The organism is Acidobacteriota bacterium, from assembly GCA_040752675.1.
Lineage (GTDB): Bacteria > Acidobacteriota > Polarisedimenticolia > JBFMGF01 > JBFMGF01 > JBFMGF01.
On record JBFMGF010000117.1, the window covers coordinates 52,319 to 58,643 of the forward strand.

Sequence of the window (6,325 nt, forward strand, 5' to 3'; positions counted from 1 at the left end):
AATGACGCGTCAAGGTAGTTTCGTTCATCTTCACAATCATAGCCCCTTCTCTCTTCTCGATGGCGCCTGTCGCATCGACGAGATGATTGAGAAGGCGATCGGGTTCAACATGGGTGCCGTGGCCATAACGGACCACGGCAATATGTTCGGCGTCATAAAGTTTTATAAGAAGGCGATGGAGAAAGGGATCAAGCCGATAATCGGTTGTGAGGCTTACATCGCTCCGGGAAGCCGATTCGACAAATCTCCTAACCAGGCTTCTCTCGGAAAGAAACCTTATTTCCATCTGACAATTCTTGTAGAGAACCATGCAGGGTACAAGAATCTCATCAAGCTCGTCTCGGCAGGATTCCTAGAGGGGTTTTACTATCGACCCAGGATGGATAAGGAACTGCTTGCAGAACATTCCGAAGGGTTGATCGCGATGAGCGGCTGCCTTGCCGGAGAGATCCCCATGCTTCTTGCCTCCCGGCAGCTCGAGAAGGCTTGCAGGGTTGCCGGGGAGTACAGGGAGATCTTTGGAGAGCCGAGGTTCTTCCTGGAGATCCAGGATCAATCCGTTCCGGACCAGAAGATCGTCAATCCTCTCCTGCTGGAGGTATCCAAGAAGACAAAAATCCCACTGGTGGCCACAAATGACTGTCATTTTCTCAACGCCGATGATTACTTTGCCCATGACGTTCTGATCTGCATCCAGACTGGAACGAACATCAAGAGCAGGGATAGGCTGAAGTATACGGAACAACACTATTTCAAATCGCCTGATGAGATGAGGATGCTCTTCAAATGGATCCCTGAAGCGGTTGAAAACTCGCTCATGATTGCCGAGAAGTGCAACCTGCTCATGGATCAATCCGGCTATCATCTGCCAGAATTTAAAATACCTGAAGGATATACGGTCGAGCAGTACTTCATCGAAATGGTCCACAGGGGCTTTCAGGAAAGAATGAATGAACTTCAGAAAAAGGGGGCAGCGGCTCCCTTGAGATTCAGCAGGGGGGAATACAAAAAGAGACTGGATAACGAGATCCAGATGATCTTGAACATGAAGTTTCCGGGATACTTCCTGATTGTCTGGGATTTCATAAAGTTCGCCCGAGAGAACAAAATACCCGTCGGTCCAGGGAGAGGTTCTGCAGCCGGTAGCCTCGTAGCCTACTGCCTCAGGATCACCGATATCGATCCCCTTCAGTATGGCCTCCTCTTCGAGAGATTTCTGAACCCCGAACGCATTACGCTTCCTGACATCGATATAGATTTCTGCTTTAAGGGGAGATCGAAGGTGATCGAGTACGTAATGGAGAAATACGGCAGAGAGAACGTGGCGCAGATCATCACTTTCGGGACGATGGCGGCGCGAGGAGTCATCCGAGATGTCGGAAGGGGGCTTGACATTCCCTATGCCGATGTCGACAGGATAGCCAAGATGATCCCTCCTGAGCTGGATGCCACCATCGACAGTTCGCTGGCGACCGTTCCCCAGCTTAAAGATGTATATAAAAGGGATTCGGTGATCCGCGAGTTAATCGATGTGGCGAGGAAGCTGGAGGGTCTCACAAGACATGCATCCACGCATGCGGCGGGAGTCGTCATCGCTCCCAGGTCAATCACGGAATACACTCCTCTGTATAAAACCACAAATGAAGAAACGACCACCCAGTATGCCAAGGATGAGATCGAGGAGATCGGTCTCCTCAAAATGGATTTCCTTGGCTTGAAGACGCTGACTTTGATCGATGACGTCGTCAGGATGGTACAGGAGGATCTTGGGGAGCGGATCATTCCGGAGGAGTTTCATCTGGATGATTCCACTACATACGAACTATTTTCCAGAGCCCAGACGAGCGGCGTATTCCAGTTTGAATCATCCGGGATGCAGGATATCCTCAGGAAGCTCAAGCCGTCGCGGTTTGAAGATCTCATTGCCATGAATGCTCTCTACCGGCCAGGTCCCATAAAGAGTGGAATGATCGATGACTTCATCAGGGGAAGACACGGGAAGAGGAAATTCGAAACGGAGAATCAGCAGTTGAAGGAGATTCTCGATGAAACTTACGGCGTCATCGTCTATCAGGAGCAGGTCATGAAGATCGCAAGCGCCCTGGGAAACTTCTCCATGGGTGAAGCGGATATCCTGCGGAGAGCGATGGGCAAGAAGAAAATGAGCGAGATGAAGGCTCAGCGTGATAGATTCGTTGGCGGGGCTCGGAAACGCCGGGTCAGCACCGATGAGGCCGAGAGGATTTTTGATCTGATGGAAAACTTTGCGGGTTACGGCTTCAATAAATCGCATTCGGCAGCTTACGCCCTGATCGCATATCGAACAGCATTCCTGAAAGCCCATTATCCCGTTCATTTCATGGCAGCGCTGCTGACCAGCGAAAAAGAGAACACAGGCAAGATCGCTAAGTACATCAACGAATGCAGGGAGATGGGAATCAAAATTCTTCCTCCGGATATCAATTCGAGCGATCTAGATTTTACCGTTGAGGGGAACAGTATAAGGTTCGGGCTGGCTGCCATCAAGAATGTCGGCGAGGGGGCCATTACTTCCATTCTCGAAGCCAGGAAAAGAGTTAGCCGATTTGATTCGATCTTCCAGTTCTGTTCGGAGGTTGACCTGAGACTGGCTAACAAGAGAGTCCTGGAATCTCTCATCAAGTCAGGTTCCTTCGACTCGCTGGGAGTCAGGCGAGCACAGCTATTTTCAGTGATGGACAGTGCGATCGAGTGTGCCCAGAAGACCAGTGCTGAAAGGGAATCCGGGCAGAAGTCGCTCTTCGCCGCGGCTGGATTGGGTTCAGTAAAATGGAAGCAGCCTCTTCCGGAGATTGAAGAATGGAAGGATAACGTTCTCCTGTCATATGAGAAGGAGACGCTGGGTTTTTATATCACGGGGCATCCACTGAACGATTATTTGCAAGAACTGAGAGATTTTTGCACTCATACGACATCCTCCTTGATGGAAGTTGGGAATGCTCAGGAAGTCACCCTGGGAGGGATCGTGACGGCGTTGCGGAGAAGAAAGACGAAGAAGGGGGATATGATGGCAGCTTTTACACTTGAAGACCTCCAGGGATTCGTCGAGGTGGTCGTCCTTCCCGAGAAGTACAAGAGATATCAGGGAATTCTTGAGAATGACCTGCCAGTCTTTCTGCGAGGAACGGTCGAAGCAGAAGAGGAAAAGATTAAAATCCTTTTGGAACAGATCTACCCTCTAAGTGAGGTCCGGGAGAAACAAGCGGAATCAGTTCTGATCAAGGTCATGACCACAGGCACCGACGAAGAAATCGTAAGCAAGCTGAACACGATCTTCGAACTTTACAGGGGGAATTGTTCGGCAAGTTTTTTGTTAATCTACCCACAGCATTATCAGATCCACCTCAAGGCCTCTCCAAACTTTCTCGTATCGCCGAGTAAGGATTTTATCAGCGAAGTGGAAGAGCTGCTTGGAAAGGGAAGTGTCAAGATAAGAATCAAGGGAAGCAGCACGAACTCCAGGACCTGAGCAAGCAAACTCCAACTATATAGCGAGAGAAGTTTCGTCAATTTTAGTTCCTCAATTATTGCAACTTTTAGAAATGCTGAGCTTATGTGATACAGGATCTGGAATTCTTGCCCCATGGCGGAAATTGACTTGGTATTTGCTCTCTGCTATATTTACAAAATTTAAACGCACAAGCGATGCGTAAGAAGTCGGAGGTCAACAATTATGATTAAAAAGGGAAGGTATTTTTTTACGTCAGAATCGGTCACGGAAGGGCATCCCGATAAGATCGCAGACCAGATATCCGATTCCATCCTTGATGCAGTCCTGGAAGAAGATCCGATGGGCAGAGTGGCCTGCGAAACGCTTGTCACGACAGGGCTCGTAGTGATAGCAGGGGAGATCAGCACGGAATGCTACGTGGATTTCCCCAAAGTGGCGAGAAACTTGATAAGAGAAGTCGGCTACACCAGAGCCAAGTATGGTTTCGATTGTGATACTTGTGCAGTCATATCTACAATCGACGAGCAGTCCCCGGACATCGCCCAGGGAGTTGACCATGGAGGTGCAGGCGATCAGGGAATGATGTTTGGATATGCCTGCCGTGAAACCCTCGAGCTCATGCCGATGCCCATCATGCTTGCGCATAAGTTGACGAGAAGATTAGCAGAATGCAGAAAGAATAACAGCCTCGATTTCTTGAGACCCGATGGGAAGTCACAGGTCACAATTGAATACGATGGAGATAAACCCGTAAGAGTCGATGCGGTCATAATAGCCTCGCAGCACAGCGATAAAGTCAGCAACGACGATCTCAAGGAGGGAATCACGGAGAAGGTAATCTGTGCGGTCATCCCGGCCCATCTCATGGACAGCAATACAAAGATCTTCATCAATCAGACGGGTCGATTCGTCATCGGCGGTCCTCAGGGGGATACTGGATTGACCGGCAGGAAGATAATCGTGGACACTTATGGCGGCGTTGGTCATCATGGTGGAGGATGCTTCTCAGGGAAGGACCCAACGAAAGTCGATCGTTCGGCATCTTATATGGCAAGACATATTGCGAAGAACGTTGTTGCTGCAGGGATTGCTGATAAATTTGAGATTCAGCTTGCATATGTCATAGGTGTGGCTGATCCAGTATCCATCATGGTTAATTCCTTCGGCACGGCGAAATTGCCAGAAGAAAGGATCGTCCATCTCATCAAGGAACATTTCAGCCTGACTCCGAGAGCCATCATCGACTATCTGAGGCTGAGAAGACCAATATACAGGAAGACGGCAGCCTACGGGCATTTTGGCCGTGACGAAGAGGGATTCACCTGGGAAGTGACCGATGTGGCCGAGATCCTTCGGAAAGAAGCGGGACTCTAAGGGGGTTTCATGAAATACGATGTCAAGGACCTGAAACTTGCGGCGGATGGGAAGAAGAGGATCGAATGGGCTGACAGGATGATGCCCGTTCTCCACAGGATAAGAGAAAGATTTGCAAAAGAGAAACCTCTGCGTGAAATCAGAATTTCTGCATGCCTCCATATCACCTCTGAAACTGCCAATCTGGCAAGGACGCTGAAAGCCGGAGGAGCGGACGTTGCTCTTTGTGCTTCAAACCCTCTCTCCACGCAGGACGATGCGGCCGCCTCGCTCGTGAAAGATTTTGGGATAAAGACCTTTTCAATAAAAGGGGAGAACCATAAGACCTATTACAGGCATATCGTCTCCGCCCTAAGCATCAAACCGGAAGTAACGATGGACGATGGAGCTGACTTGGTCACGGTCCTCCATACGAATAAGAGGAAGCTCTTAAAAAATGTCATCGGCGGGACGGAGGAAACGACGACAGGCGTCATCAGGTTGAGAAGCATGGCCGAACAGAAAGTCCTGCAGTATCCTATCATAGCCGTGAACGATGCCCAGACGAAACATTTTTTCGATAACAGGTATGGGACGGGACAGAGCACAATCGATGGAATTTTGCGAGCAACCAACCTTCTATTCGCGGGTATGACCGTCGTCGTGAGCGGATACGGTTGGTGCGGAAAAGGGGTTTCGATGCGGGCGAAGGGGATGGGTTCCAACGTGATCATCACGGAAGTTGACCCTGTCCGAGCGCTTGAGGCTGTAATGGATGGTTTCAGGGTGCTTCCTATGTCAGAGGCTGCCAGGATAGGTAATGTCTTTATCACGGTCACAGGAAATAAGCATATCATCAGGAGAGAGCATTTCCTGAAAATGAAAGATGGAGCCATCATAGCAAACTCCGGGCATTTCAATGTCGAGATAGATATCCCGGCACTTGAAAAGCTATCAAAATCAAGGAAGACTATCAGGAGTTTCGTCGAAGAGTTCGCATTAAGGAATGGCAAGAAGATCTATCTTTTAGGGGAGGGAAGACTCATCAATCTGGCCTCTGCGGAAGGACATCCGGCCGTCGTCATGGACATGAGCTTTGCGAATCAGGCTCTCTGCATTGAATATCTTGTCAAAAATCATTCGCGACTTGAGAGGAAGGTATATCCCGTTCCGGAGAAGATCGATCAAGAAGTGGCAAGGCTCAAGCTGAGCACCATGGGTATCAAGATAGATACTCTTTCAACAGGCCAGAGAAGATACCTATCGACCTGGACGGAGGGGACTTAAGTTTCTGAAATTCCTCTATTGTTTCCTGACAATCATCATTATTCCTGTTCCTGCAAAATCTCTTTTTGAGGCTCTTCCGGCTTTCAAGTGGGTGATTCCATAAAGTAAAATGGCTCCAAGGAGGAATGGAGCCATGTACGACACAGAACTTTATTGCTATCTTTTGGGTCTTGCACAACCTTGGACGGTGAGCAA

At 49.2% G+C, this 6,325-nt stretch carries 3 protein-coding genes; all 3 read left to right on the top strand.

From position 1 onward, the window contains the following. Window position 1 precedes the first annotated feature (1 nt). The 3 genes from AB1756_10620 (at window position 2) to ahcY (ending at window position 6,130) form a co-directional block, all read left to right on the top strand. Window positions 2–3,508 (top strand): DNA polymerase III subunit alpha, encoded by a 3,507-nt coding sequence (locus AB1756_10620; protein MEW5807780.1) that lies wholly within the window; start codon window positions 2–4, stop codon window positions 3,506–3,508. Window positions 3,509–3,712: 204 nt separating this feature from the next. Then, window positions 3,713–4,864: a methionine adenosyltransferase gene (gene metK / locus AB1756_10625; GenBank protein MEW5807781.1), complete on the top strand. Its 1,152-nt coding sequence runs from the start codon at window positions 3,713–3,715 to the stop codon at window positions 4,862–4,864. 9 nt (window positions 4,865–4,873) lie between these two features. Continuing rightward, a complete protein-coding gene (gene ahcY / locus AB1756_10630) occupies window positions 4,874–6,130 on the top strand; it encodes an adenosylhomocysteinase (protein MEW5807782.1) in 1,257 nt (418 codons plus the stop codon). Window positions 6,131–6,325: the final 195 nt, after the last annotated feature.